The sequence below is a fragment of the Chitinophaga sp. 01L420 genome (genome assembly GCF_056399985.1).
The window spans coordinates 31,447-56,406 of the sequence record NZ_JBFTSK010000047.1; the positions used below are offsets into that span (position 1 = coordinate 31,447).

General features: G+C 44.7%; 19 protein-coding genes. 7 read left to right on the plus strand and 12 right to left on the minus strand.

What is annotated here, in order from left to right; all coding sequences use genetic code 11:
* Positions 1–172 precede the first annotated feature (172 nt).
* Entirely contained in the window at positions 173–1,060 is an 888-nt protein-coding gene (locus tag AC1DP6_RS30220) for a COG4315 family predicted lipoprotein (RefSeq protein WP_477058226.1), read from the plus strand.
* 185 nt (positions 1,061–1,245) lie between these two features.
* Here the strand turns inward: AC1DP6_RS30220 and AC1DP6_RS30225 are convergent, their stop codons facing one another.
* Together AC1DP6_RS30225 and AC1DP6_RS30230 are read right to left on the minus strand one after the other, a co-directional pair.
* Positions 1,246–1,476: a hypothetical protein gene (locus tag AC1DP6_RS30225; protein ID WP_477058227.1), complete on the minus strand. Its 231-nt coding sequence runs from the start codon at positions 1,474–1,476 to the stop codon at positions 1,246–1,248.
* A 126-nt stretch (positions 1,477–1,602) separates the two neighbouring features.
* Complete coding sequence (locus tag AC1DP6_RS30230) at positions 1,603–2,334, minus strand: GntR family transcriptional regulator (protein ID WP_477058228.1); 732 nt, start codon at positions 2,332–2,334, stop codon at positions 1,603–1,605.
* A 246-nt stretch (positions 2,335–2,580) separates the two neighbouring features.
* Between AC1DP6_RS30230 and AC1DP6_RS30235 the strand changes: the two genes are divergently transcribed.
* From AC1DP6_RS30235 to AC1DP6_RS30245, 3 genes are all read left to right on the plus strand, one after another.
* Positions 2,581–3,075 carry a hypothetical protein gene (locus AC1DP6_RS30235; protein ID WP_477058229.1) on the plus strand — a complete coding sequence of 165 codons (495 nt, stop codon included), beginning with the start codon at positions 2,581–2,583 and terminating at the stop codon, positions 3,073–3,075.
* 207 nt (positions 3,076–3,282) lie between these two features.
* Positions 3,283–6,351 (plus strand): SusC/RagA family TonB-linked outer membrane protein, encoded by a 3,069-nt coding sequence (locus tag AC1DP6_RS30240; RefSeq protein ID WP_477058230.1) that lies wholly within the window; start codon positions 3,283–3,285, stop codon positions 6,349–6,351.
* Between the two features lie 57 nt (positions 6,352–6,408).
* The gene (locus AC1DP6_RS30245) at positions 6,409–7,920 is read left to right on the plus strand and encodes a RagB/SusD family nutrient uptake outer membrane protein (RefSeq protein ID WP_477058231.1); all 1,512 of its coding nucleotides are present in this window, start codon (positions 6,409–6,411) and stop codon (positions 7,918–7,920) included.
* Positions 7,921–8,036: 116 nt separating this feature from the next.
* Here the strand turns inward: AC1DP6_RS30245 and AC1DP6_RS30250 are convergent, their stop codons facing one another.
* The 9 genes from AC1DP6_RS30250 to AC1DP6_RS30290 all read right to left on the minus strand — a co-directional run bounded on the left by AC1DP6_RS30250 (position 8,037) and on the right by AC1DP6_RS30290 (position 20,193).
* On the minus strand, positions 8,037–10,091 hold the full coding sequence (locus AC1DP6_RS30250) for a LamG-like jellyroll fold domain-containing protein (RefSeq protein WP_477058232.1): 2,055 nt from the start codon (positions 10,089–10,091) through the stop codon (positions 8,037–8,039).
* Between the two features lie 122 nt (positions 10,092–10,213).
* Positions 10,214–10,570 (minus strand): nuclear transport factor 2 family protein, encoded by a 357-nt coding sequence (locus AC1DP6_RS30255; RefSeq protein WP_441578398.1) that lies wholly within the window; start codon positions 10,568–10,570, stop codon positions 10,214–10,216.
* Positions 10,571–10,655: 85 nt separating this feature from the next.
* Complete coding sequence (locus tag AC1DP6_RS30260) at positions 10,656–11,246, minus strand: Crp/Fnr family transcriptional regulator (protein WP_477058233.1); 591 nt, start codon at positions 11,244–11,246, stop codon at positions 10,656–10,658.
* Between the two features lie 13 nt (positions 11,247–11,259).
* Entirely contained in the window at positions 11,260–12,141 is an 882-nt protein-coding gene (locus AC1DP6_RS30265; protein ID WP_477058234.1) for an ATP-grasp domain-containing protein, read from the minus strand.
* 164 nt (positions 12,142–12,305) lie between these two features.
* Positions 12,306–13,856, minus strand: a complete 1,551-nt coding sequence (locus AC1DP6_RS30270) for a RagB/SusD family nutrient uptake outer membrane protein (protein ID WP_477058235.1) — start codon at positions 13,854–13,856, stop codon at positions 12,306–12,308.
* A 25-nt stretch (positions 13,857–13,881) separates the two neighbouring features.
* Positions 13,882–17,136 (minus strand): SusC/RagA family TonB-linked outer membrane protein, encoded by a 3,255-nt coding sequence (locus AC1DP6_RS30275; RefSeq protein ID WP_477058236.1) that lies wholly within the window; start codon positions 17,134–17,136, stop codon positions 13,882–13,884.
* A gap of 196 nt (positions 17,137–17,332) precedes the next feature.
* Positions 17,333–18,403, minus strand: coding sequence for a FecR family protein (locus tag AC1DP6_RS30280; protein WP_477058237.1), 1,071 nt, complete (start codon positions 18,401–18,403; stop codon positions 17,333–17,335).
* Between the two features lie 79 nt (positions 18,404–18,482).
* On the minus strand, positions 18,483–19,043 hold the full coding sequence (locus tag AC1DP6_RS30285; protein WP_477058238.1) for an RNA polymerase sigma-70 factor: 561 nt from the start codon (positions 19,041–19,043) through the stop codon (positions 18,483–18,485).
* Between the two features lie 190 nt (positions 19,044–19,233).
* Positions 19,234–20,193, minus strand: a complete 960-nt coding sequence (locus AC1DP6_RS30290; RefSeq protein WP_477058239.1) for an alpha/beta hydrolase family protein — start codon at positions 20,191–20,193, stop codon at positions 19,234–19,236.
* A gap of 229 nt (positions 20,194–20,422) precedes the next feature.
* Here AC1DP6_RS30290 and AC1DP6_RS30295 point away from each other — a divergent pair, with 229 nt between their 5' ends.
* On the plus strand, positions 20,423–22,576 hold the full coding sequence (locus AC1DP6_RS30295; RefSeq protein WP_477058240.1) for a GH92 family glycosyl hydrolase: 2,154 nt from the start codon (positions 20,423–20,425) through the stop codon (positions 22,574–22,576).
* Positions 22,577–22,645: 69 nt separating this feature from the next.
* Here AC1DP6_RS30295 and AC1DP6_RS30300 read toward each other — a convergent pair whose 3' ends face one another.
* A complete protein-coding gene (locus AC1DP6_RS30300) occupies positions 22,646–22,885 on the minus strand; it encodes a GlsB/YeaQ/YmgE family stress response membrane protein (RefSeq protein ID WP_477026797.1) in 240 nt (79 codons plus the stop codon).
* Positions 22,886–23,113: 228 nt separating this feature from the next.
* Here AC1DP6_RS30300 and AC1DP6_RS30305 point away from each other — a divergent pair, with 228 nt between their 5' ends.
* Together AC1DP6_RS30305 and AC1DP6_RS30310 are read left to right on the plus strand one after the other, a co-directional pair.
* Positions 23,114–23,656, plus strand: a complete 543-nt coding sequence (locus AC1DP6_RS30305; RefSeq protein ID WP_477058241.1) for a GNAT family N-acetyltransferase — start codon at positions 23,114–23,116, stop codon at positions 23,654–23,656.
* A gap of 381 nt (positions 23,657–24,037) precedes the next feature.
* Positions 24,038–24,862: a M57 family metalloprotease gene (locus AC1DP6_RS30310; protein WP_477058242.1), complete on the plus strand. Its 825-nt coding sequence runs from the start codon at positions 24,038–24,040 to the stop codon at positions 24,860–24,862.
* Positions 24,863–24,960 lie beyond the last annotated feature (98 nt).

Here is a 24,960-nt window from a genome sequence, read left to right on the forward strand (position 1 = left end):
GGCGTTGGAATTTATAYCGGATTTACCCTGGCTACCCTAAAATTATTTTTCTAGTGCGGCAACCTTTTCCCTGTTTTTTGCGAATAAGGATACGTACCGGATTGCCAAACCTTGCTGACCAACGGCAGGCAATTGCGTATTTATCTTTCATTTTCAAAAAATTTTAATCAGCATGAACTGCGTAACAAACACCTTATTCTCATGGATAGCTGTGGCCGGCATTGTGGTTTTCAGCGCCTGCGGCGGAAATGACAACAATAACCCGGATAAACCCACACCTAAACCAGTTGTACAACTCACTACCAGCGCTACACTCGGCGCACATATCTCTGATGTGGATGGCAATTCTCTCTACTATTTCTCCAACGATTTCAACGGCGCCAATAACTGCAGTGGCGGATGCGCAGCGGTATGGCCTATTTATTACGCCGGCGACAACCTGGCACAGGCCGCACTGGGCACAGGTTTAGATATCAAGGATTTCAGCACCATTACCACAACTGACGGCAAAAAACAAACTACCTACAAAGGATGGCCGCTGTACTACTATGCACCAAACGTAAATGGTGCCAATGTGCGTGAAGCTGCTGGTGAAACAAAAGGTGAAGCGGTAAATAACGTGTGGTTTGTAGCCAAAACAGACTACTCCATACAACTGGTAAATGCCCAACTGGTAGGTGCAGACGGTAAAAAATACCTGGCGGACCATACAGAAGGTACCGGTAAAACACTCTACTTCACCGATGGCAAAGGCATTACACTCTATGCTTTCAGCATTGATAAATTCAATGTCAATAAATTTACAAAAGCAGATTTCTCTAATAATGCGGTGTGGCCTATTTATGAAACAGATCAGATCGTTGTACCTTCTACACTCGACAAAACACTGTTTGGCAGCATCACTGTATTTGGTAAAAAACAATTGACCTACAAAGGCTGGCCACTGTACTACTTCGGACAGGACGCAGGTGTAAGAGGCGCCAACAAAGGCGTTAGCTTCCCGGCGCCGGGTGTATGGCCTGTTGTTACCAAAGATGTAGCAGCAGCTCCGCAGCCATAATAATCAGCACAGTACCGGCTTTATCCAAAGCCGGTACTGTTCAGTAACTATTGTTCTGCGATGGCTTTTTCATACCCTTGCCGGAGACAATAAATTTCAGGTTCAATGGCCGGCCGGCCTTTCAGAGTTTCATAGATACTGATCACTTCCTTAGCACTGCTCACACACTCAACATAGTGGCCATCTTAGCCCAGGCGATAGTGGCAATTTCTCTTCTGGTGGCAATAACGCCGTCCCCCTACCCTCACCCCATCATATTCATGACCAGCTATGGGTGTCCATACATCCATCTTGCCTCCGCAGTGGGACTCTTTCAATATTTTCGCTCTTGGTTGATCTTGAGTAAGTAGGATGAGGCCACTGTCTGGTGGAGTGGCAGTGGTTAACAGGAGTAAAAACGACAGCAATGATGTCATATAAGTACAATACAGGGACAGGTATAAAGTGACTGTTCATGCAAGCAGATGCTTTGCAGGAAACACTTTAAAGGTATCGGGGAATACGGAGATAAAATAAAAATCTTTTAACAGGAAAAATTGCGCTTAATCTCTTCTGCTTTCAACAGTATACACAAAGCTGTCGGCCCTGTAATAGCCCAGGTTGTATTCAATGGGGCGTTCTCCCTGGTCGTATACAAACCGTTTCCTGAAAAGAATGGGGCTGCCGGCTTCCAGTTCCAGTTTGGAGGCAATAAATTTATCGGCCGTTTTAGCGCTGATTTCCTCTTTGGATAAAGTGGCGATTGTCATGTAATCTTTCTCGAGGATATCGTACAGCGGCCGTTTAAAATCTTCTTCTCCTGTTAATCCTACGCGGGGATGGAAATAAGAGATGAAATAAACGAAAGGTCCTTCCGCTTTGCCTCTCAGGCGTTCCAGCTTCAGCACTTTTTTGGAAGGGCTGATTTCAAAAAAGTTAGCAATCGTTTCATCCGGCAATACCCAGGTAACATGCAGCTCGAAATTTTTTATAGAAATTCCGCGGKCTGTCATTTCCTGCGTAAAGCTTAACCAGTTCTTTGATTTAGAGCTGATGGCTGCTTCTGCTACTTTTGTACCTACTCCCTTTTTCCGGGTCAGTAACCCTTCGTATACGAGTTTATTTAAAGCATGACGCAATGTAGATCGGGAAATAGCCAGTTGTTTTGCTAACTGTACTTCATTAGGTAAAAATTTTCCACCGGCGTATTGTGGATCTTTGATCATGTTTCGCAACAGGTTTTCAGCCTGAATATGAAGGGGTAGAGGATTTTTATGATCTATACTCAAATTCATGCCTGCAAAGCAACTGGAAAATAATTAGAAAAACAATTTTCAGCCCCCTTATTTTAGTACATATGTATGGTCATAAGGAAAAATGACATCGATGTCATTTTTTCAAATTAAATAAACAATTGGCATTTATAGGTGTTATAATCAGCTTATTAATACAATAAAGGAATATTCCACACCTGTGAAAAACTTTTCTTGCATTAATAATTTAATGTTTCTATGTTTGTACATAATATCCGGGGCCACATTATGAAAAATTTGATTCCCATAATCGCAGGTATTACCCTTCCTGTTTTCTTCACGGAAAACACGCATGCTCAAAATAATCAACAAACGGTCCTCGCGGCGTCCATTCTTAGAGACAGCCAACCGGATACCGTACAGTCCCAGGCATTCCAATACCTTCCAGTTACCGGCAATAAGGGTCGCTTTTTTTTAGCCCTCAGTGATAAAACGATTTTGCAAGGCATGGACGGGGCTTTGGAGTCACCATATCCGGGTATTTATAAGCACGCAGCCGACCATATATGGCCTGGCCACCGAATGATACAAACCCTCATAAAAAATGGATGTATACCCGAAGCTGTTGATGAACTTAAACCCGTGACGGATTACGTCATCGCTCATCAGAACTTCTACGAATGGAATAACGTTAAGACAGGCACACCCGAAGGTTCAGGAAATTTAAGAGGAGAAGCAGGCGTATTACCCGATGCTATCACCCAACAAAAAAATGGGCGGTAAATAACAGAATAGTAAACAATTACGGCTGTTCATTTATTATTCATTATTCAACCAGATCTATCTGAATTAAAAAACTTGTTATTACTATGATTCAACGCTAAATCAACTTGTAAAGGTGGGGTTTCCATGTGCACTGAAATCCCACGCACATTATCAACTAAACGAACGATTTACCGGCTATTATTCCATCATCTCTAAAGACTTGTTATGAAAACAAAACTTGTTTATGTGCTTGCATGTATACTACTCTCCATGCATGCTATGGCCCAGATTAAAATAAGTGGCAAGGTCACCAATGCTGCGGACGGGAGCGAGATCCCTAATACCACGGTGGCCATTAAGGGTACCGTAAAAGGTACCATAGCAGACGCCAAAGGCTTCTACACAGTAACAGTACCCGACGTTAATGCAGTCCTCGTATTTTCCTTTACAGGATTTGCTACGAAAGAAGTGAAAGTAGGTAACCAAACTGTTATCAACGTAGTATTATCGGAACAAGCCAATACACTCAATGATCTCGTGGTGATTGGTTATGGTTCCGTAAAAAAGTCTGATCTGACTGGCGCCGTCACCTCTCTCAAGGCAGAACAGATCATGGATGCACCAGTACCCAACATTTCACAGGCATTGCAGGGTAAAGTACCCGGCGTGGATGTAAATGTTAACAGCAGTGCTCCGGGACAGGCAGCAAAAGTACGTATCAGGGGTATCGGCTCTGTCAACTCCTCCCTCGATCCACTCTACGTAGTAGATGGTGTGGCGGGCGTAGATGGTAACGCCATCAACCCCAATGATATCGCCTCCCTCGAAGTATTGAAAGATGCATCTTCCACCGCCATCTATGGTGCCAGAGGTGCCAACGGTGTGATCATGATCACCACCAAACGCGGTAAACCCGGTCCTACCCAGGTAAGCTACCAGGGCGACCTGAACGTAAGCACCCTGTCCAGGCATCTTAAAACATTGAATTCAGATGAATTTGTAAAGGTATATAACGAAGCATTTGTCAATGCCACCAAATTTGACCCGGCACATGGCACCTGGGCTCCACCGGCGGCGCTCAATCATCAGAATTTCCCATTGCTGTTTGATGCCAACGACAAACCCATTTATAATACCAACTGGGAAAAAGAAGTATATAAACCAGCCGTGTCTACCAGCCACCAGCTAAACTTCCAGGGCGGCAACGACAAAATGCTGTACAGCGCCTCTCTGGGCTTCCTGAATCAGAATGGTTTAATGACAGAATCCTGGTTCAGAAGATATTCCGCCAGGCTCACTTTCGACAATGATGTAAAAGACTGGCTGAAAGTAGGCGGTAGCCTGAACATCATTTCCAGCAAACAAAGATTGATCTCTGATGGTAACGGTTCTCTGAACGTAGCCAGGATGGTAACAGAAGAAGTACCTATTGTACCTGTAAGATATCCTGACGGTACCTGGGCTGGTAATAATGATATTGCCGGTCTGGAAGGAGGCCCCAACCCGGTACATATTGCGCAGAACCGGTATACACTGAACAATCAGCAACATACACTGGGTAATGTTTACCTGCTGTTCCACATTACCAAAGACCTGGATTTTAAAACAGATTTTGGTTATGACCTGGTCAGCAACAAAGCCAACTACTACTCTGCCGGTGATTTGCCTCACCTGTCGCAGGATCAGGGTGGTGTAGCCAGAATTACCAATGACTACAATAAATACTGGCAGTCAGAAAGCTATTTTACCTATAACAAACAGTTCAAAAATAACAGCTCTTTAAATGCAGTAGCCGGTCTCTCCTTTATCAAATATTCAGGAGAAAATGACCTCGCGGAAACCCAGAACTTCCTGTCTGATTATTTCCAGTGGAATAGTCTGGCAGCAGGATCTGTACGTTCCAATGCCACCTCGCTGACTACCCCCTGGGACATGAACTCGTATTATGGACGTGTTAACTACAGCCTGCACAACAAATACCTGTTTACCGCTACCGGCAGATATGATGGTTCTTCCAAATTCAGTCCCGGTAAACAATTTGCGTTCTTCCCTTCCGTTGCCGCCGCATGGCGTGTGTCAGAAGAAGAATGGCTGAAACACAGCAAATTTATCAACAACTTAAAGATCCGCGCCAGCTACGGACTTACCGGTAACCAGGAAATCGGTCAGTTCCAGAACTTTGCACAGTACAGACCCGACCAAACGGTGTTAAGTGGTGCCAATCAACCCACATTAGTGCCCGGCTATATCGGTAACCCAAATCTTAAATGGGAAAAATCCAACCAGGTGGATGCAGGTATAGAACTGTCTGTTTTACAAAGCCGTATTAACCTGAGCGTAGATTACTACAACCGTACTACCAAAGACCTGTTACTGGCAGCGCCTATTCCATGGTCGGCCGGCATGTTCAATGCGAATGTGTACAAGAACGTAGGATCCGTGAGAAACAGAGGTTTTGAAGTAAGTCTGAATACCGTGAATATTCAAAACTCCAACTTTACCTGGACAACTAATTTCATTTTCGCCTCCAATAAAAACAAAATATTAAACCTCAATGATGGTAATGCGGATATCTTCCCCGGACCAAACTTCCTGGGTCAAACCAACGTATTGCGGGTAGGTGAACCTATTGGTTCCTTCTATGGTATGACCAGGCTGGGCACCTACAGCTCTGATGAAGCAGCAGAAGCAGCCAAACATTCCCTGCTGCCCGGCGACAGAAAATATATTTATGATGCCAATGGTAATCCATCCTATAGCATCATAGGCCGGGCCTATCCTAAGTGGACTGGTACTTTTAGTACTAATTTCAAATACAAAGGATGGGATCTTACCTGTGATATACGCTTTGTACAGGGTGTAAACACCGCTGCTACCTTTAAACACTCTACAGAAGACCGTCAAACACTGGCGAACAGTCTGGCTACCGTGTTAAATGCGTGGACGCCTAATAACCAGAACACCTCCATTGCGCAGGTGCGCAGCTATAAATTCACACAGGATTCTCACTTTGATACCTGGTGGGTAGAAGATGGTTCTTATATCCGTGGCCAGAACTTTACACTCGGTTATACGTTCCCGGATGCTTTCATGCAAAGAAGTCATATCACCAAATTCCGTATTTACGCCAGCGTGCAAAACCTTTTCCTGATCACCAAATACACTGGTTACGATCCGGAAGTAGATACATTTAACAGCACCTATGGCGCCAACATCGGCTTCTCTCAGAACATTGACTTCTTCCCTTATCCACGCCCCCGCGTGTGGAACCTGGGTGTAAATCTTAACTTTTAGCAGCGTTGCGTTTAACCATTGATGTGATATCATTTTAGTGAATTAAAAAATCTGAAAATGAAAACGACAAAACATATATTAATCGCGTTGCTGGTGTTGCTCAGTTGCTCCTGCAAAAAATTCCTGGAAGAAAAACCAACAAACTTCCTCACGCCGGATGCTGATCTTACCAGCCCCAAAGTGGCCACCGCTTTTACAAATGGTTGTTATCAGAATCTCCCGGGTTTAATTTGGGGCCAGCCTTCTTCTTACGGAGGCAACACCTACAACCTGATGGAGTTTATGACCGGTAAGGCCAACAGTGATCTTGGGCAAACAGGTTTTATCAACTTCCAGAATCTCAGCTACAATATCACCTCGTTTTATGTAGACACCTGGTGGCAACGTTTATACCTCGGAGTAGGCGCGTGTAACCTGGCCATTCAGAATATTCCGAAGGCCATACAACCCGCTGCCACTACTACTAACCAGCTGGCTACCGCCAGGACGCTGCGTGCACTGTATTACTTTTACCTGGTAAGACTGTATGGCGCTGTTCCTAAAGTAACAGTGGTACCCACCGTACCTACCCCCGACAATCTGAACCTGTCACGTACGCCTGCCAAAGCCATTTACGACAGTATCATTATTCCGGACCTGGTAGAAGCGGCAAAATCAACACTGGCGTGGAAAGACAATACCGGTCATGTGACCATGAGCTTAGTACAAACGCTGCTGGCTGATGTATATCTTACTTATGCAGGTGCGGCTATCAATGGCGGAAATCAGTATTACGCCTTGTCGGCAGCAGCTTCCAAAGCGGTAATCGCCAACAGTGGCGCTACACTATTCAACACTTATACGGATATGATTAATCCGCAGAATAAAAACATCGGCGAATTCATTTTCCAGGTGCAGTATGCAGCCTCTGTACCTTCAACCAATCCGCTGACACCCCTCACCATTCCCAACTACGCAGGCATCTCCAAATATTCTGATGAATATGGATCCGTATATCCTACCCCTCAGTTTATAAAGTCATTCCCTGCTGGAGATAAGCGCGTACAGGAGAGACAATTTTTCTATACCAAATATAGAAAGATGAACAGCACCGATACGGTCACTTTCAAGAATACATACATCTACAAATTCTTTGATTCACTGGCAGTGGTAAATACAGCTAAGTCTGATCTTAACTTTACCATTTATCGCCTCGCAGATGTATACCTGATGTATGCAGAAGCGTCTAACCGCGCAGAAGGCGGTCCTAATGCCGATGCGCTTAAATATGTGAAAGCGATCCGCGATCGTGCGAACCTGGGTCCTTTACCTGCGGGCATGTCTCAAACCGCTTTTGAACAGGAAGTATGGCTGCAACGGTACTTCGAACTGTGCTTTGAAAATAAAATGTGGTTCGATATGATCCGAACCCGGAAAGTACATAATGATGTTACCGGCAACTGGGATAACTTCATCGGACATACCACCGTATTTAATGCCACTTTTGCGGAAAAGAATTTGTTGTTCCCCGTTCCTAAACAGGAATTGGACGTGAACCCGAATCTTTTACCCAATAATACCGGCTTCTAGTAGAAGCGGAAAGCAAAAGGCATAAAGCCAAAAGCTATTGAAGCGAATGACCTGGGCGAATATTATTTTCCGCTTAGATCATTCGCTTCAATAGCTTTTGGCTTTATGCTTTCCGCTTACCGCACTTCAAACACCGTCAATACTGCCGAATGATCGGAAGCCCATACATCATCGATCTCCGGTGCTGTTCTGATAATTTTGGAAGATACCGCCTTAATGCGCGGCCCTTTATAGTAAATAAAATCTATCCTGGAAGTTTGCAGATGTCCGTAAATAGCGGCAAAGGTGCCGGCAGGATGCGTGACTTCATCCGGTTGAAGTTCGCGGTAACTGTCGAGGTAGCCTTTTCCCAGCATCAGCTTTGACACAGGTAATTCCACCGGGCCATATCCATAATGCAGGAATGCCGCTCTGCCGGTCCAGTCCAGGTGACTGCCGGAATTAAAATCCCCGGCCAGGATAACGGGTATTGTAGTATCAGCCTGCAAAACCGGGTCTATGTCCTGTTCTATATTTTTACGTGCATCCATTTCCGCCAGTTCACTATCTTCTGCCACCCAATCAGCTGTATTATATCCGGATGTGGGATAAAAATCAGTATACTCATGTTTAAAGGCATATCGCAACCACCAGTTGCCCATCAGTATTTTCCGGTGGCCAGGTAACTGGATGGTAGCAGTGTTGGATTTAAATTTATCATTGGAGGGATGTGCGACCAGCGGATACCGGCTGAAAAGAGCCAGGTTGGCGCCGGGAGCAGATGTTTGCAACTGGAATCCCAGGGAGTCCCTCAACATTTGCTGGGAGCCATAAGCTTCCTGCATGGAAATAATATCCGCATTTGTTTTAACGAGTAGTTCTTTGATCCGGTTTGGCCCGTTGTTGCCCACATGTACCCCACCATGCCAGATATTCCATTGTAATAACTTCACTATATACGGATTAGTAGCGGAAGATGCCACCACTGTTTTCACAATATTGGAAGACGCTTCTTCCGATGTGTACTTTATCCCATTCAATGAAAAAGAAGCCACTGCTGCATGCAGTGTATCACCAGGCGTTGCATCCGGCTTCACATCAAAGGTTACCAGGAAATAATTTACCCCGTCTTTCAGGGTATATCCATCTGCCGGAGACAAAGTAAAAATCATTTTCCGGACCGGTGTTTTTCCAGCGCCAAACAGCTCTTTGCCAGCAGCAGTACGGGACGTTTGCCCCGCCTCATAAACATGCACCGCTGCCACATCTCTGATGGTGGAGGCATGCGACAAGTCCAGTTGTAACGCTGTTAATTTCAGCGGAGCTGTGATACCGTTGACCACTATACGTAGTTTTAGTACCGCATCGCCTTTGCTGCCCTGGTCGGCATCCCATTCACTTTGAATGGTCACGGCATTAAATAGTTGTTGTTTGGTGGAGGGTGTTACAAATAGCGGGTTATCATTTTTCACCAGAACGGCCAGTGGTAGTTTCCCCTTGTATTTTTTACGGGTATTCCGCATATGATAGGCCTGGTGACCTTTTCCCACGAGGTTCAGACAAACATCATCGGCCATATCATCAAAAGTATAATATCCTTTCAGTGCGTTGAAATTGGGGTGGCGGGAAGTAAGCGGCTGATACATCCACTGCCGCAGCGTTGCCGGAGCTAGAGCGGTGGTCCAGATACGGACCTCATCAATGGTGCCGCCAAAGGTGCTGGAGTCCTGGTCATTAGTGCCGATGGCACCGGGCAGGATATCCACTGCTACTTTTGCGCTGCCTGCTTCTTTACCATCAATATATAACCTGGTTTCACTACCATCGCAGGTAGCGGCTACATGGTGCCATTTGTTATCCAATACTTCCGGCGCCGTAATATTCGCCTTGGCACAATGCAGATGCCCGTTTTTAAGCATCAGGGGAAGATTGTCGATGTTGGGATATGCTGCATACTCCCCTCCTCCTATAATCGCTTCCTTGTCTTTCCAGTTGTTGTCATCCCCTTTAATCCAGGCTTCCAGTGTCCATTGCCGGCGGATAATGTCCATGCCTATACAGGGATTATTATCGTTGCCATCCAGCAGCAAGGCATTATTCCGGGACTGTGCATTGGAAAGGATACCTGAAAACAGCCAGATACCGGCGAAGAATAGTTTTTTCCCGCAACGGAAAAACAGGTTGACTTTCATTGTTCACTATTTCTACAAGTATAAAATAATTCAGCGATAAATGGAGAAATTAACCGGCCACACGCTAAAACAAACAGCGGCAGCTCTTTTAAAGAGCTGCCGCTGTTAATACTTACTTATACTTACTGTGCCGGATTATCCAACAGCGGGCGGGGATCAAAGATTACCCGGAATTTACTGATTTTGTTATCTGCCAGTTCATACCAGCCGCTGCAGAAAATGGTTTTGTCACCCATGTTAACGTCATAATACAGACTCACATCCTGGCCGTCTGCAAATGCTTTTTTAACCGTGTACTTAAATTTCATACGTGACATATCTGTCAGGTAGGTGTCTGCTCCGTTACGGCTACCCAGCACGCCGGTGAAAGTAAAATCATCCTGCAGATACTGCCGGGCCGCTGTAAAATCTTCATCGTTCAAAGCCTTAATAAAAGCCAGTACCGTTTCTTTTGCGTTGGTGGTTGTTGCTACACTCATGTTTTAAAATTTAAAGTTCCTATCGTGGTGTAAAATTCGCGCGATTCCGGGAGATTAACCTGTGACGTTCGTCACAAAGCATTCCTTATCCTCTTCTGGCACGGATACGGCTCAACGTTTCCCTGGCTACGCCCAGGTAGGAAGACAACTGTGTTAACGATACCCGTTGTACTACCTCCGGGAAATGTTCCTCCATGTATTCGTATCGCTCCAGTCCTGTCATGAGTTTATATATAGCGGCATGTTGTTCCTGTCTGGCCGCAATCCCCTGCAGGCATTTCCTGCCCAGCGTTTCAATATCCGGGTCTTTGATGGCCGCAGCATACAACAACTGCTTATCAAACTGCACCGCTGTTAGCGCTTCCATTGTCTGAATTGCATGCGCGGATATTTCGCCCCGGGCAAAACTGTTAATATTGGTGGCGATATCATTTTCAAAAAAGAAAGCGGTGTTGATATCTTTCCCGTCTTTATCGTAAAAAGCCCTGCAACAGCCTTTGCTGATATAAAACAGCGACTCGCATATCTTACCGGTTTCCAACAGGTAATCATCTTTTTTGAATTCCACGATGCTGAGTGCCGGATACAGCACTTCCCAGTTTTTATCTGTATAAAGGGTGAGCGAATGAATGTAATCCAATACATTTTTCGCCGCCATGTTATCAAGGTCAAACATCCGGTCATAGGATTTAAAATACTATAATGCCCTTCAGCGCCTGGTAATAATTTTCATACCCATTTTCCGCAGTACTCAGAAACAGATAGGGTTCAATCATTTCCAGTTCCATCAGGTAAAACTCTCCATCTTTAATAAGGCCATCTACCCTTACGTATAACGAGCCTTTCCCGAAATGATCTACATAGGCTTCGGCTTTATGAATAAACACATCGGTGGTTACCGCCGTGCTGATGGAGCCTCCATGATAATGTTGTACCCTGAAATCACCTTGTTTGGGTGTTTTTAACACCGTGTGGCTAAACACTCCCCCGAAAAAAACAAATGACCATTCTCCTTCCTCAATCTCGTTCAGATAGGGCTGTACCAGGTAATCTTCTGTTTGCAATAAAGCAGTCAGCTGATCACGTTTTTCTTCGATCGCCTCCACGGTAAGCAGCATTGTATTTTTAGCGCCAGCGCTTACACAGGGCTTCACTACAATTTTATCGGTATTCCACAACGAAAAAAAAGACTTCCAGTCTGGTGTTTCACCCTTTTCAATCAGCCTGCTCGGGATAATAGGTAATCCGGCGGCGGCTATTTCAAGGAGGTATTTTTTGTTGCTGTTCCATGCAATCATTTCAGCGGAATTCAGTAGCTGTACACCAGCTTGCTCCGTGGCCTTTAACCAGGCATAGAATGTATCTATCTGATCATGATAATCCCAGGGTGATTTTATGATGGCCACATCATATTCCGGCCAGTTTATTTCCGGCGCATTCCAGACAACAGAAGTAATGTCGAGTCCTTTCTCCTGTAGAAATTTCAGCAATTGTTCATCTTCATTCACGGTGACGCCTGCAGTATATCGTGCTTGTTGCTGATAGGTCACCAGCGCTATTCTTTTATTCATAGTTCCCGGCTTTATATATTTGAGACAATCGGTTTGGTCTGCAAAAATACTTCAAAGACGGATGACTTCTTAATTATAATATGGCTGCTCTTTTCTTAAATAACAAACGCTGTAAAACAATGATGACTCATTGCTTTACAGCGTCTGTTATTTAATTACGATCCTTAGTATCCCGGATTCTGCAACAGCAGCGGTTCATTGCGGTCTATTTCCGTTTGTGGAATAGGCCAGAATTCATAATTATCCTGGTACTTTGTTTTAATAGTAGGTTGTAATGGGTTAGGCACAAACCCATTTAATTTTTGTGTGGCAATCCCCCATCTTCTCAAGTCGAAATAACGCAGTCCTTCCAATGCAAATTCCACGCGTCTTTCATGCCGGATACGTGTACGCATATCCGTTTGAGATAATCCTGCGGGAAGATCCGGCATATTGCTCCGGTTCCTGACTAGTTTGATGGCCGCATACACGGTACCATCCGGCCCTGCTGCTTCATTTTGTGCTTCTGCATACATCAGCAGGATATCTGCATAACGCAGCAATACAAAATCATTGTCATCTATAGTACCATAATCAGGATCCACGAGGCTGGGATCCAGCCATTTTTTTACAGCATAGTAACCGGTTGTCCAGCTATCTTTTCCAGGCGTAGCAACGGACAGTGCACCGGTAAAAGGCCATCCCTGTGCTTTGGTATCGCCGGGGAAAAAGAAGGTAAGCCGCATACGGGGATCCCTGTTTTCATAAGGTTTCCCTTTAACATATACAGCGGAAGAAGCCGTGTCTTTACCATCTGCTGCTTCATATTCATTGATCAGGTCCTGTGTACCCTGTTCGCCCTTCCAGCGTTGCAGGTTTACCGCAATAGCCACATCCTGGTGCAGGATATTCGGGCGCTGGTATCTTACGGAAAACAGGATTTCTTTACTGTTGTTCTGATCTGGCTTATAAAAATTGCCGGCATAGCTGCCATTAAGATTGAATTTATTAGCGGTCATGATTTCTTTTGCCAGCGCTGCGGCTTCGGCATATTTTTTCTGGAACAACAGCACCCTTACCTTATAGCCCTGTGCAGTGGCTTTCACGGCATGTCCATCACTATAAGCAACATCGGGCAATGCGGCGATAGCGGCATCCAGGTCTGTCAACACCAGCTTCAACACATCTTCTCTGCTGGATTTGGCGCGGGAAGAGGTATAATCTACAGTAAACGGATCCTCGGTGATAATAACGGTATTACCATAAAGCTGTGCCAGCCAGAAGTAGTTAAATGCCCGGAGGAAACAGGCTTCCCCTTTATAAAGGGTGAGCTTATCGCCGGTCAGTACTTTGCTAACATTGGCCAGGAATGAATTGGCAGCAGCAATGGCCTGATAGCTATTTACATAATAAACATTTACAAAATCGCCGGATTGCGGGGTAATACCCGAAATGAGTGCATTGTTCCCACCGCCGTAATTATATTGTCCGTAAGAATCATCTGTGAAGTTATCCCAGGCAAAAACGGAAAACTGTGAGGTAGCATAACCACCACCACTTGCATAGAGATAGTTATATAAGCCAGTGAGTGCCTGATCTGCATCCGCCGGCGTTTTCCAGAACAACGAAGAAGCCAGTTTATCAGGTGGCATTACGTCCAGCACTTTCTTACATCCGCTGAATATCATGACTGCTGCACCTGCAATTAAAAGTAAGTATTGCTGATATTTTTTCATAACTGAATCATTTAACAGGAAGAAATTAAAACTGCACCATGGCGCCGAAAGTGTATGTTTTTGTTTGCGGGTAAGTAACATAGCTACCGTCTCCTACGCGTTCCGGATCAAGGCCCGGGAATTTGCTGATGGTAAATACGTTATCTGCTGTAAAGAATACCCTCAGCGATTTGATACCTGCCCTGGCAATTTTGGCAGCAGGCAGATTATAGCCCAACTGCACATTCCTCAGCCTTATAAAGGAGGCGTCTTTCAGATAGTAAGTAGAAGCATAATACTGTACCGGTTGATATCCGTCTGCTACATAAATTTTAGGCATGGTGGTGCTGGGATGCTCCGGTGTCCAGCGGTTGCGCCAGTCGGTGGTGGGAACAGATCCTTGTCTGAAAGGTTCTATACCCCATCCGTTTACATAAATTTTCTGTCCTTCAGATGCATATAATTGCGCACTCAGATCAAAGTTTTTCCAGGAAGCGCCGAGGTTCACCGCATATTGGAAGGAAGGATACTTTCCTTTTGTATAGGTACGGTCTTTGTCATCAATCACACCATCGCCGTTCACGTCTTTTATTTTCAGATCACCTGGGGTAGCGGCCACCGGCTGTTTAGGTGATTTTGCAATTTCATCTGCACTCTGGAAAATACCATCCCACTGATACATATAATATTCATCCAGGGCATGTCCTTCTTCCCGGATAGTATGATCATCGATCTGTCTTTTACCAAATTCCTCCAATACATTTTTATAACGCTGCAAATTGGCGCCTATATACCAGGTGAAATTCTTCCCGATCCGGTCGTTGTATTGTACATTTAATTCAAACCCTTTATTTCTCACGGCTCCATTGTTCACAGTGGGCGCCGCTAAACCCAGCCATAGCGGCACCTGGGAAGTGCGCAAAATATCAAAGGTGTATTTATTAAACCAGTCACCAGTAAACGTAAGTTTGTTATCAAAGGCGGTCAGGTTAATACCCAGATCGAGTACCCGGGTAGTTTCCCAGGTCAGTCCCGGATCTATCAGTTGCCTGCCATTAAAGCCGGTGCTAACACTGGAGCCAAATACATAAGGTCTGTTGTCCAGTGTGGACTGATAAGGATAGGTACCTATGTTCTGATTTCCTAGCTGTCCCCAGGAAGCGCGTAATTTAAGATCGTTGATCCAGGAAGCCTGTTTCAGGAATGATTCTTCCGACATTCTCCATGCACCTGAAAAGGAATAAAACAAACCCCAGCGCGTATCTGACGGGAGTCTTGATGTACCATCATATCTAACGCTGGCGCCAAACAGGTATTTATCTTTATAATCGTAGTTGGCATTACCATAAAATGAACGGATGGCCCATTGACCGGAGGTACCATTATTGGCCTGTCCTTCTGAAGGTCCGGCATTCAGTTCTCTCAACAGGTTAGTGGGAAACTGTGTGCGGCTGGCATTCAGGGTGTCAGCCTTATTCTGTTCCTGTTGAAAACCTGCCAGGGCAGAAAGATTGTGTACACCAAATTTCTTCTTATAAGTAAACTGGGAATAATATACAGTATAAATATAACCGCTATTGCCTACGCTAAGCCCTGGTGTGCCATCATCCAGCAACCCGGCAGGACTCATATCACTATAGTAGTAAGTAGGCACAGTAGGTCTGAAATCGTTGCTTTTGTAGTTGTCGTAGTTCATACCTGCTCTGTTCTCCCATCTCAGTCCATCTACGATATCCACATCGAGCGACAAATTACCCTGTGCATAGTAATCATTCGTTCTCACCCTCACATCTTCGCCTACGATGGCTACCGGGTTCTTATTGCCTAGTTCATTGGAATAACCTTTTTTGATCCACTTTCCATCGCTGGAAGCAGGATAGAGTGGTGATTGTGCCAACGCGGAGAGGAACATATCCCCTGCGCCGTTTTCAGGATATTTTCTGTCGGCATACCGCATCTGTACATTGGTACCGATAGTCACTCTTTTATTAACCCTGGAGCTGAGGCCCAGATCAAGTGTATATTTTTTGTAGTCGAACCCGATCAATACACCAGGCTGATTGCTGATGCCTAAGCCCAAACTGTAGTTGGTATTGTCTTTTCCACCGCTCATGTTCAGATAGTGGTTCTGCGTGTAAGCAGTGCGGAAAATATCATCCAGCCAGTTGTGGTTGGGATATTTCACACGGTCTGTTGCATGCTGATACAGGTCTATCTGTTGCTGGGTATAGATTGGAGCCAATCCGGAGTTAGCTCTGGCCTCATTGGAGAGTTGCATATACTCCGCAGAATTGGAAATGATGTCCGGCAGTTTTGCGGCTTTGGAAATACCCAGGTTATAGCCGTAGGTAAGCGAGAAGCCATTCTTGCCTTTTTTTGTCTTAACGACAATCACGCCGTTAGCGCCACGGGAACCATAAATGGCGGCGGAGGCGGCATCTTTCAATACGGAAACGGATTCGATGTCGTTGGGGTTTAATGCACTCAGACTACCGGGTAGTCCGTCAATCACCACCAGCGGATCGTTGCCGGCGCCGCTGAAAGTACTGATCCCCCTGATACGCAGCTGTACGTTTTCATTTCCGGGCTCCCCGGAGCCCTGCGTTACCTGTAGGCCTGGCAGCTGCCCCTGGAGCAGCGAAGCTGGATTGGTAGCCACGCGTTTATTTAAATCAGCGCCTGAGATGGTGGCCACAGCACTGGTGAGTTTATGTTTTTCCTGGGTACCGTATCCCACCACTACTACTTCATTCAGGCCGGCTACATCTTCTTTCAGGGTAATTGTCAGAGCAGTTTGATCGGTCACGGTGATTTCCTGTTTAAGGAAGCCGATGGCGGATATCACCAGGATAGCATTATCCGGTACCTGCAGCGAGAACAGACCATCTGTGGTAGTTAAGGCGCCTGTGGTAGTGCCTTTTACCTGCACCGTAATATTGGGTAAAGGTTGTCCTTTTTCATCCAGTACTTTACCAGTGATTTTCTTTGTCCGGATCTGGTCAGCGGCATTTTTAAACACTACCATGTTATTATCCATGATAGCGTAGTGCAGTCCTGTTTGATGTGAGATTTCATTCAGCACGTCCCGGATATCTGCCTTTTCCATGGTCAGACTGAGTTTCGGCAATTTTTCTATGGCAGTATTACTATAGTAAAAAGTATATCCCGATTTTCTTTCGAGATAGTGGAAAACCTTTTCTACATCCGCCTTTACAAAGGAAACGGAAATGGTGTTTTGCGAGTATCCTGATGCGGATGCCTGGAGAAATAACCCCAACAACACGCCGGTGAATTTAAACATTAGCAGCAGTTTTCTTCCATAACATGACAGCTCAAACGTTGTTTGCTTCGTTGGTATTTTCATAACCTGGAAAGTTCTTATTAAGACTCAATAAATGTGGAATGCTTTAGTGGTCAATGGCTGGAAATATCCGGCATAGTAAACCCGCTAGGGAGGTCGCTCCCCAATAATGATCCTGTTATTCATATTGGTAGGTTTAGTTAATCGTTATTATATCATCCTGGATGGAATATTTGAATGGTTGAATTTCCTGTAAGATGTTTAATAGTTTTTCTATGGGCACATTATCGGCCCGGCCAGAGAATCTTAATGCCGCCAGTTGCGGATCGCGGATGAGGATCTTTACACCGTACCAGCGTTCGAGTCTTTGCACAATAGCGGACAATGTTTCATTTTGAAATATCAGTTGATTGTTTACCCAGGCTGTTTCCAATACCCGACTGCTGTCTGTGGATGAAATGGGGGATAATGGCTGACGTTCAATAACGATGTTTCCTTTTGTGGTAGCCGTATTCACGGCATTTCCCTTCGTGTCTTTTTCTGCAGACACTTTTCTGAGCAATACCTTTTCATTGGGTGCTATCCGGAATGCCTGCTGTCCTTCTTTTACCACCACTTCTACTGCTCCGGAGATCACCGCTGTTTCTTCAAAATCTTCCTCTTTATAAGAACGTATATTAAAAGAAGTTCCCAGCACCCGAACATCCATTTTCTCCGCATGTATAATAAAAGGGCGGCTGGCAGCGTGTTTGATATCGAAATAAGCTTCTCCTGTGAGATATACTTCTCTGAAGGCTTTGTCCATTTTTTCCGGATACCGCAAAGTACTGCCGGCGTTGAGCAAAATGGTGCTACCATCTGCCATGCGGATCCTCGTTTTCATACCGGCGTCTGTTGTTACTATCTTATATCCGGCAAAGGGCGACTGTTTGTAATAGTATGTCAGCAATGCGCCGGCACAACCAACAACGACCAATAGCGATACAAGCCATTTACGGGCCGTAAAGCGCCGTCTTTCAGCCACCGGGCTGGCAGATGCCTGCTCCCTGCTTTCGGCTTCTATAAAACTGCTTACCCTGTTTACCAGCCTATCCACATCGTCCTCATCAAAAGCAGACACCTTTCTGAACGAAAGCTGCTCTATCTGGCCGGCCTTCAGCCAGTCACCGGGATGTTGCAATAACAATTCATCCAGTTCCGCTTTTTCCGCGGCGGAAATTTCTCCGCTCCAGTGCAGGGCCAATAGCTCCGATAACCGTTTGGGCATTTACAGAAAGTATAGTTTTTTGATTAATTCTTTAATAAGACAACTCAAAAAGAGAAAACAATTAAGCGGGGTAAAAAAATTATGAGTAGGAGTATTTGATGGTAGGTCCCAGTGCCGACCATATTTTCTTCAGGGCAATGGTCATCTGTACATTTACGGTGGCTTTTGAGAGGTCGAGCAGGGTAGCTACCTGTTCATAGGTGAAGCCTTCTTCTTTTACAAGCACGAAAATCTGCCGGCAACGCGGGGGCAAAGACTGGATGGCGGACCGGATATGATCCAGCTGCTCCTTGCTTATGAGTATGTCTTCCGGACTCTGGGCGCCATGGCGGCTTACCTGTACTTCCCAGGCAGCATAATGGGTGGTTCTGCGGCCATTACTTTTGAGGTAATTAAGGGCCGTATTTTTTATCGCTTTAAAAAGATAGTATTGCAAATTATCAGGCGGGGTAATATCCGCTCTTTGTTGCCATATTTTGATAAACACATCTGCTACCACCTCTTCTGCTTCCGCTTCATTTCCAACGATACTACACGCAAAATACTTTAATGAAGGGCTGAAAGCCTTCATCATCTGTTTAAATGCGGCAAGATCTCCCAATGCCCAAAAAGAATAATAATCCTGTTCTTTGCTGCTCATGGTCATGAATAGCCTAAAATAAGATTTCTTTTGATAGGAGATGAACACCAGATTACCCATTTTCAATAGTAAATTACCCGTAAATTCGCGCCATTTATAACTACTGTATGCCAACAGACAATATAAAGCTTACTTATGGTTTCCTGCAACGCCTTCTCCTCCCCCTTTGCTACATATATGCCAGGTGCACCTATTGAATGGCTGCGACCTCTTTTTCAAAATCCATATTTACGGCGCCCGGTTTATCATCTTCCAGAATTTTCTGCGCAGCAATTTTACAAACCGGCTGCAGCGCAGAAAAATGATCCTTATTTTTCACCTCATAAAAATGGGTATACTTATTTTGTCCTGCTGCTGCCTTCTTTTTCATGGCACGTAACTCCTCTATATTACCCTGTCCATCTCCTTCAAAAACATATACCGGCGTTTGTAAAGAGGAAAACCAGGAAGCCGGTGATCTGAGGAGTGATTCCTTGCTATCCTGCGTATTGAAGGTACAGGACTCCGGTCCATAGCTATCATAGGATTGTACTGGCCCAAAGCTGAATACCGCCCTGAATCTTTTACTGCATTCTGCTGCCAGCAATACCTTGGTACCACCGGTACTATGCCCACCCAGGTAGATACGATTCGAGTCTATACCGGGCTGTTTAGCAAGAAAGTCCGCGGCGGCCAGTATAYCATCAATTTCACCAAAACCAGACTCATCATACCCGGGATTCCGGTTACCACCCCTCTGAGCCGGATACATCATCACAATACCTGCTTTCCTGAATGCACCGGCTGTCTGGTCATTTTCCGGATCTGCGTCCTCCCATACGCCACCAATATCATTTCCGAAGCCTCCGCTGATCCAGATAATGGCAGGATGTAGTTTCCCGCTGTCCGGTATTTTGCCAAGATAGGCTTCCATGTTACCAATATCAGACGAATAGGCCACAATGGAAAACAGCTCCTTCGGTGGTTGGGGTACGGGCACGTCCATTTTGTTGTGCTGCGTCAATTTGGTAACAAACCCTTTCCGGGAATCCGCAAAAGCAGGCAAGGTTTCCTGGGCTGCCTCCGTGGTTTTGCCACCGTTGCTGTTATTACAGGAAAGAAAAACGGCTGATAAAAACAGGAGCAGTAAAGGCTGGTAAACTTTTTTCATGGGTTATTATTATGGTGAAAAAATCCCGCCCAAGATAGTTCATCGTTCCGATAATAATTACGGGTGTGCTGCTACGCCTGTCCCACTCCACAATAATAGCTTTGATAAATACTTTTTTTTGAATACATTTATTGGTGCCTAAATCGGTTTAGCAATCACATACAGTGTGTGTAAGACACTCAATAAGGTACTTATATATTTGAGATAGCCACAAAACTATTTACCAGGCATGAACAAGCAAGTTATCAAGGGATTCCACATTTTATGGTTACTACTGTTTGCCGCAACGGCTAACAGCCAGACTAAAACGGCTTATACGAAGTATGTAAATACTTTTATTGGCACCGCACCACTGACAGATCCGAAAATTTTAGGATATGAATTACCGCGGGGCTGGAGATCATGGGCCGGACTTACCTTTCCCGGCAGCTCTCTTCCCAATGCCATGGTGCAGTTAAGCCCTGTAACAGCCTATGGATCCGGCGCAGGATACCAATATGAGGATAATTTTATTTTTGGCTTTACACATACCAACAAAGGACACTGGAATCTTTGTAACATTCCTATACTGCCTGTTTCAAATCCCGGTGAAAAATTTGGTTCACACTTCTCCCATAAAAAAGAAAGTTCAGCACCCGGATTCTACCAGGTGTACCTGGATGATTATAATGTGAATGTAAACCTTACTTCTACCTTAAGATGCGGTTATCACCAATATGAATATAAAAACAATAGTGACCGGCAAATTCTATTTGACCTGGCCAGAGCCAACAACAGGGTCAACGGATGGGATATTGAAAAAGCAGGCAACAATGCTGTACAGGGCTATCAGCAGGCGGGAGAAAGAATTTATTTTTACGCACTCCTGAACACAGACATTGCAAAATTAGAATTGAAAAACAAAGGCAACAACGACGGTTATGCCATGGTGCATTTAGTAGATGGCAGTACCGCTCCTGTAGAAGTGAAAATAGGTATATCGTTCGTAAGCATAGCTAATGCAAAGGAAAACCTGGAGAAAGAAATCGGGCGCAAATCTTTTGCTGACATCCGCAAAGAAGCCACGAAAAAATGGGAGACACTGTTGTCATCCATAAAGGTAAAAGGAGGCACAGAGAAACAGAAAATAATGCTCTATTCCTGTTTGTACCGGTCATTCTTATGGCCTGCATTACGCAGCGATGTAAACGGCGCATTTACCGATGCCAGGCATCATGTAGTGAAAGCTGATTTCAATTATTACACAGAACCTTCGCTGTGGGATACCTATCGGAATAAAGATGTGTTACTGGGCCTGATCACCCCCCAGGTAACATTGGATGTGATTAAGTCCATGAAAGATGTGGGAGATAAAAAAGGATTTATCCCTACTTTTTTTCATGGTGATCACGGCGCCTCCTCTATTGCAGGTGCCTACCTGAGAGGCATTGATAATTTTGATATCAAAGGTACTTATGAAATACTACTGAAGAACGCCAACGTAGAAGGTGGTGCACGACCATTTATCAGGGAGTATATTGAAAAAGGGTTTATTTCAGATCCGGATGTAACGAATCCCCACGTAGAAACAAAAGGGAAAGCAGGTGTGTCTAAAACACTGGAGTATGCCTATGATGATTACTCCGTTGCCCGGATTGCCAAAAAGCTGGGAGATACGGCCAACTACAGGATATTGATGGCCAGGTCCAAAAACTACAAAAATGTATTTGATTCATCTACCCGGTTTATGCGGGGTCGGCTGGAAAATGGTTCCTGGATTACCCCCTTTAATCCGCAATATCCCTACTACGAATACATGTATAGGGAAGCCAACGCCTGGCAGGTATCTTTCTTTGCGCCGCACGACATGCCCGGCTTAGTGGCCTTATACGGTGGTGCAAAAGTATTTGAATCCAAACTGGATTCCTTGTTTACCGTTCCCTGGAATCCCCGATATATTGCCCGGAATGTAGAAACAATGATAGGTCAGTATTGCCATGGCAATCAGCCGGATCATGAAGCTCCTTTTGCATACTACTTTGTTGGGAAACCGGAAAAGTCCCAGCATATTCTGGATACCATCTTAAATACTTTATACGGTATCGGCGACGATGGCATTGCGCTCTGCGGCATGGATGATGCAGGTGAAATGTCGTCCTGGTATGTATTCAGCGCATTAGGATTGTATCCGTTCTCTGCTACTGATCCGGAATATATTGTGACAGTACCACTTTTTGATGAAGTAAAATGGAAAACCGCGAGTGGTAAATTGCTCACGATATCGAAACCAGGAAGAGGCAGAAATTTAACGGGGATCAAAGTAAACGGGCAACAACTTAACGGCTATTTTGTACCGAATGATTTATTCAAGAATGGAGGTAAGATAGAAATCAGTACGAAGTAATACCATACAGCGCAGCACTCACCAGTGCTATACCGGTGAGTGCTGTGCTGCAAAAGATCTTTTAAAAGGCTATCTTCCCTTAATAAGACGTACGAGCCAGATAAGAATGATGGACCCAATCAATGCAACGATCAGGGAGCCAATGAAGCCATTCCCCATATGGATACCCAGTTTGCCGAATACCCAGCCTCCCAGCCAGCCACCAACAACRCCAACAAGGATGTCTACAATCACACCAAACCCTTCACCACGCATTAATTTACCGGCAAGCCATCCTGCAATGCCACCGATTAGTAAAGTCCATAACATAAAAAGAGATTTTTGAGATGAGATGAATGTAACGATAAATTTACATATTCGCCATTCTTTCTGAGGGGATGCCGTGTTATTACCTATTATTTTTACATCTTAATAAAGCCAGGTAAGTATGTTTGGTAACACTACCTTACCAACACTGGACTATCCATTTTATTCCACCTGGACTACTCAGCTCTTCCCGTTTAATTGTAATTTTGTGCGGAAAAAACGTAAATGCCCATGATAAATTTCTCCATACAACCCATTTTAGAAAATGATACCGCCCTGATGTTACCCTTAGCAGCAGCCGACTTTGACGCACTATATGCTGTAGCCGCTGACGAAGCAATATGGCAACAACATCCCAATAAAGACCGCTGGAAAAAAGAAGTCTTCCTGACTTATTTTGATGGCGCCATACGCAGCCAGGGCGCATTTAAAATTATAGATAAAAAATCAGGAGAAATAGCAGGCAGCACCCGTTTCTACGACTATAATGAGCAGGAGAAAAGTATACTGATCGGCTATACTTTTTATGGTACCAGATTTTGGGGAACGGGTATCAACAGCATCGTCAAAAAGCTGATGCTGGACTACATCTTCCAATATGTAGATAAAGTTCATTTCCACATTGGCGCCGAAAACATCCGTTCTCAGATCGCTATTGGCAGAATAGGCGCCAGCAAAATAGCGGAGGAAAACATTGCCTACTACGGGGAAGCCCCCAAAATGAATTTTTTGTATGAAATCAGGAAGGATGCCTACCTTCCATTATTACATTGATGACAGAAAAAGAAATGCTGCGGCAGGACATTAAAATTCCATTAAATTAACGACCGCATAAATGTGGCTGAAACAAAAACCGTAATATTGCCTGAATGATATTTACTATTTACAACAAAATCTGAGAGACTAAACCATCATCTTTAAGTAAACTTTTGTAACCCACAGTAGACCCAAATCACTGTACAGGACTGGATTTCACCAACAGAAAAAAGATTGATTCATTTAGCGGGCATATATGCCTATTGGCTTTCTTTATTGCTTACTGAGCATTTCCTTTCATTAATTATTTCCTGACACTGGCTATCCAGCTAGCCGTGCGAATATCTCTTTTTTTCATGCAGGCACGATCGTATTCTAAAAAACCCAAAATCTCAATCAATGAAAAATCAAGCAGCATTATTTTTTACCTGCCTGCTGGCAGCAACTTTGGCCATTTCATGCCAAAAGGATAATAAACAAAGTGGTAGTGAAAAACCCAATGTTCCTGACGCCGTGTTAGCACAAATAAAAGCGAAAGGATTCAGCACCAGAAATGTACATGCAGTAAACGATGGCTACCTTGTAGAAGGAGATATTTTCCTGAGTACAAAGGACCTTTCAAAGAAAGATGTTACCCGCAAGGTAAGAGTAGCCAAAACAGAACAATACAATACCGATAACACGGTATATGGCTTACCACGTATTATCAAAGTAAAGGTTAGCAGTCTGGGCACCGCGTTTGTGCAAGGCACCGACCTGGCGATTCAACGTTATAATGCCCTGAATCTTCGTATACAGTTTCAGCGCATCACCAGCGGTACAGCTGATATTACTATTAAAGGCTTTTATGAAGGCCCCAGCGGTGGTTATATCACGTTAGGCTCGTCTGGTTTCCCTACTGATAACGGAGATCCGTACAACCTGGTGCAAATGAACACACACCCTGATGCATATGGCAGCAATCCCAATGTACAATATGTAGGGTCCGTTATTCAACATGAAATCGGACATTGCATTGGTATGCGTCATACAGATTACATGGACCGCTCTTACAGCTGCGGTGGTGATCCGATAGATGAAGGTGATGGCGGCGTTGGCGCTGTTTATATTCCGGGAACACCAAGTTCACCCGATGCAGATTCATGGATGCTTGCCTGTTCCAACGGTGGCAACCGTACGTTTAATAGCAATGATATCATTGCGTTGAACTACCTCTATCAATAACCCACACGGAGAGATGCATTGAAAAAATATTATCAACGTAAAGGTTACACTTCTCAGATCGTGCTGGTGTAACCTTTTTCTATTTCCGTGTAAAAAGG

What these genes read in the sequence shown, in the direction of transcription:
- AC1DP6_RS30220 (WP_477058226.1), top strand. Translation starts at nt 173, where the DNA reads ATGAACTGCGTAACAAACACCTTATTCTCATGGATAGCTGTGGCCGGC.
- AC1DP6_RS30225 (WP_477058227.1), bottom strand. Translation starts at nt 1,476, where the DNA reads ATGACATCATTGCTGTCGTTTTTACTCCTGTTAACCACTGCCACTCCA.
- AC1DP6_RS30235 (WP_477058229.1), top strand. Translation starts at nt 2,581, where the DNA reads ATGAAAAATTTGATTCCCATAATCGCAGGTATTACCCTTCCTGTTTTC.
- AC1DP6_RS30240 (WP_477058230.1), top strand. Translation starts at nt 3,283, where the DNA reads ATGAAAACAAAACTTGTTTATGTGCTTGCATGTATACTACTCTCCATG.
- AC1DP6_RS30245 (WP_477058231.1), top strand. Translation starts at nt 6,409, where the DNA reads ATGAAAACGACAAAACATATATTAATCGCGTTGCTGGTGTTGCTCAGT.
- AC1DP6_RS30250 (WP_477058232.1), bottom strand. Translation starts at nt 10,091, where the DNA reads ATGAAAGTCAACCTGTTTTTCCGTTGCGGGAAAAAACTATTCTTCGCC.
- AC1DP6_RS30255 (WP_441578398.1), bottom strand. Translation starts at nt 10,570, where the DNA reads ATGAGTGTAGCAACAACCACCAACGCAAAAGAAACGGTACTGGCTTTT.
- AC1DP6_RS30260 (WP_477058233.1), bottom strand. Translation starts at nt 11,246, where the DNA reads ATGTTTGACCTTGATAACATGGCGGCGAAAAATGTATTGGATTACATT.
- AC1DP6_RS30265 (WP_477058234.1), bottom strand. Translation starts at nt 12,141, where the DNA reads ATGAATAAAAGAATAGCGCTGGTGACCTATCAGCAACAAGCACGATAT.
- AC1DP6_RS30270 (WP_477058235.1), bottom strand. Translation starts at nt 13,856, where the DNA reads ATGAAAAAATATCAGCAATACTTACTTTTAATTGCAGGTGCAGCAGTC.
- AC1DP6_RS30275 (WP_477058236.1), bottom strand. Translation starts at nt 17,136, where the DNA reads ATGTTTAAATTCACCGGCGTGTTGTTGGGGTTATTTCTCCAGGCATCC.
- AC1DP6_RS30280 (WP_477058237.1), bottom strand. Translation starts at nt 18,403, where the DNA reads ATGCCCAAACGGTTATCGGAGCTATTGGCCCTGCACTGGAGCGGAGAA.
- AC1DP6_RS30285 (WP_477058238.1), bottom strand. Translation starts at nt 19,043, where the DNA reads ATGAGCAGCAAAGAACAGGATTATTATTCTTTTTGGGCATTGGGAGAT.
- AC1DP6_RS30295 (WP_477058240.1), top strand. Translation starts at nt 20,423, where the DNA reads ATGAACAAGCAAGTTATCAAGGGATTCCACATTTTATGGTTACTACTG.
- AC1DP6_RS30305 (WP_477058241.1), top strand. Translation starts at nt 23,114, where the DNA reads ATGATAAATTTCTCCATACAACCCATTTTAGAAAATGATACCGCCCTG.
- AC1DP6_RS30310 (WP_477058242.1), top strand. Translation starts at nt 24,038, where the DNA reads ATGAAAAATCAAGCAGCATTATTTTTTACCTGCCTGCTGGCAGCAACT.